Here is a 2,727-nt window from a genome sequence, read left to right as displayed (position 1 = left end):
CGCCGCGGCCCCGGCTTTCGCCCTCTATGCCGAGGGACGGGCCAGCTGGACGCCCNGCGATCCGGCGGCCCTCGCCCGGGCCGGCTACCAGGCCAACCCGGTGGTCCACCGGGCGGTGCGGCTCGTCGCCGAGAGCACCGCGAGCCTGCCGCTGATCGCCACCGGCCCCGGGGCCGAGCGGGCGGGCGACCTCCTGGCGCTGCTGGCGCGGCCGAACCCCCGGGAGAGCGGCACGCACCTGCTTGAAACCGTCTATGCCGACCTCCTGCTCGGCGGCACGGCCTATCTCGAGGCGGTGAGCCTCGACAGGCGGATCGCGGCGCTCCAGGCTCTCCGGCCCGGGCGCATGCGGATGCTGCCGGGCCCGGACGGCTGGCCGACGGCCTATCTCTACACGGCGGGCGGCCGCAGCCGCCGGTTCGATCTGCCCGAACCCGGGGCCGCCGTGGCGCCGATCCTGGCGCTGGCGCTGTTCCACCCGGACGACGAGACCGGCGGCCTCGCCCCGATCGCGGCCGCCGCCGCGGCCCTCGACATCCACAACGCCGCGAGCGCCTGGAACAAGGCGCTCCTCGACAATGCCGCCCGGCCGTCCGGGGCCCTGGTCTTCGCCGGGGCGTCGCTGTCCGAACCGCAATTCGACCGGCTGAAGGCGGAGCTGGAGGCGAATTACCAGGGGGCCGCCAATGCCGGCCGTCCCCTGCTGCTGGAGGGCGGCCTGGACTGGAAGCCCCTGGCGCTGTCGCCGCGGGACATGGATTTCGTCGCGGCCAAGAACGCGGCGGCCCGGGAGATTGCCCTGGCCTTCGGCGTCCCGCCGCTGCTGCTGGGGCTGCCCGGCGACAACACCCACGCCAACTACGCCGAGGCCAACCGCGCCCTCTACCGCCAGACCCTGATCCCCCTCGCCACCCGCACCGCGCAGGCGCTGGCCGGCTGGCTGGAGCCCGCCTTCGGCCCCGTCGACCTGGAGCCGGACCTCGATCGGATCGAGGCGCTGGCGGTGGAGCGGGAATCCCTGTGGCGCCGGGTCGAGGCCGCCGATTTCCTGTCGGTGGCGGAGAAGCGCGAGGCGGTGGGCTACCCGCCCGCGATGCCGCAGGAGCCGGGTTCCCGGTGAGGCGCAGGTCTCCCTCCTCCCGGCGCGGGGGAGGGAGGGCCCGTGGCAGTTCCGAACGTCCCCTCACGACCCGCTTCACGCGAGGATCCCCCCATGGACGGGCATTTCTCCGGCTATGCCAGCCTCTTCGGCGTGCCTGATCTGGGCCGCGACGTGGTGGTGCCCGGCGCCTTCGCGGTGAGCCTCGCCCGGCGTGGGGCCGCGGGGGTGCGGCTCCTGTTCCAGCACGATCCCGCCGAGCCGATCGGCCGGTGGCTCGCCCTGCGCGAGGATGGCCGCGGCCTGTTCGCGGAAGGCCAGCTCAACCTCGCGGTGCAGCGCGCCCGGGAGGTCGACGCCCTGATGCGCGGCGGCGGCCTCGACGGGCTGTCGATCGGCTTCCGCACGCTGCGCGCCCGGAAGGGCGCCGGCGGCGAGCGCCGGCTCCAGCAGGTCGAACTCTGGGAGATCTCGCTCGTGACCTTCCCGCTGCAGCCGGGGGCGAGGGCGAGCCCCAGCCCCGAGCCGGATCCGGAGGCCGACGCGATCCGCGGCCTCGCCGGCCTGATCGCACCGCTCCGCACCGCCAGACCCGCCGCCCGGCCTCGGCTGGCCGCGCGGTCCTGACTTTCACCCCGCCGACGAGGCTCACGATGGACGCCCAGACCCTGAACACCGATCCCGCCTTCGCGACGAAGAGCGGCCTGCCACTCCTGGAGAACAAGGCCGCGCACCCCGAGGGCGGCCCGGTCCGCTCGGCCCTCGACGAGCTCGCCGCCGCCTTCGCGGCCTTCAAGGAGACGAACGACGCCCGGATCGACCAGATCGAGGGCCGCCTCGGCGCAGACGTGCTCACGGAGGAGAAGCTCGCCCGGATCGACGCGGCTCTCGACGCCGCCCGCACCCGCCTCGACCGGATCGCCCTGGAGCGGGCCCGGCCGCACCTCGGGCAGTCGGACATCCGCGAGGCGGGGGCCGCGCACGAGCACAAAGCCGCCTTCGATCTCTACGTCCGGGCCGGCGAGAGCGGCGGCCTGAAGCGCCTGGAGGCCAAGGCCCTGTCGGCCGGCTCCGGGCCGGATGGCGGCTACCTCGTCCCCGACACGATCGAGCGCACCGTGCTGACGCGCCTCGTCCAGGTCTCGCCGATCCGGTCGATCGCCAGCGTGCAGCAGATTTCGGGATCCCAGTACAAGCGGGCGGTCTCGGTGGGCGCGCCGGTCACCGGCTGGGCCGCCGAGACCGCGCCACGACCGGAGACCGCCGCGCCGGCCCTGTCGGAGATCGCGTTCCCCGCCATGGAACTCTACGCGATGCCCGCCGCCACCCAGACGCTTCTCGACGATGCCGTGGTGGATCTCGACGCGTGGCTCTCGGCCGAGGTGGAGACCGCCTTCGCCGAGCAGGAGGGCGTCGCCTTCGTGTCCGGCAACGGCGCGAGCCGCCCACGGGGCTTCCTCAGCTACGACACGGTACCCAATGCCGCCTGGGTGCCGGGCAAGCTCGGCACGATCGCCACGGGGGCGGCCGGGGCCTTCCCGTCCGCCAGCCCGGCGGACGTGCTGTTCGATCTGGTCTACGGGCTGCGGGCGGCCTACCGGCAGAATGCCGGCTTCGTCAGAACCGGC

General features: G+C 74.6%; 3 protein-coding genes. All 3 read left to right on the top strand.

The window, feature by feature from the left end; genetic code table 11:
- A partial coding sequence (locus I53_RS23050; protein ID WP_043355123.1) for a phage portal protein occupies positions 1 to 1,120 on the top strand: 1,120 nt, incomplete at its 5' end.
- 93 nt (positions 1,121 to 1,213) lie between these two features.
- Complete coding sequence (locus I53_RS23045; RefSeq protein ID WP_043355122.1) at positions 1,214 to 1,726, top strand: HK97 family phage prohead protease; 513 nt, start codon at positions 1,214 to 1,216, stop codon at positions 1,724 to 1,726.
- 26 nt (positions 1,727 to 1,752) lie between these two features.
- The coding region (locus I53_RS23040) for a phage major capsid protein (protein WP_051045003.1) at positions 1,753 to 2,727 on the top strand (975 nt) is incomplete at its 3' end.

The organism is Methylobacterium sp. B1 (assembly GCF_000333255.1).
GTDB lineage: Bacteria > Pseudomonadota > Alphaproteobacteria > Rhizobiales > Beijerinckiaceae > Methylobacterium > Methylobacterium fujisawaense.
The sequence above is the reverse complement of the archived record's forward strand: the minus strand, read 5'-3'. Positions and strand labels throughout refer to the sequence as shown.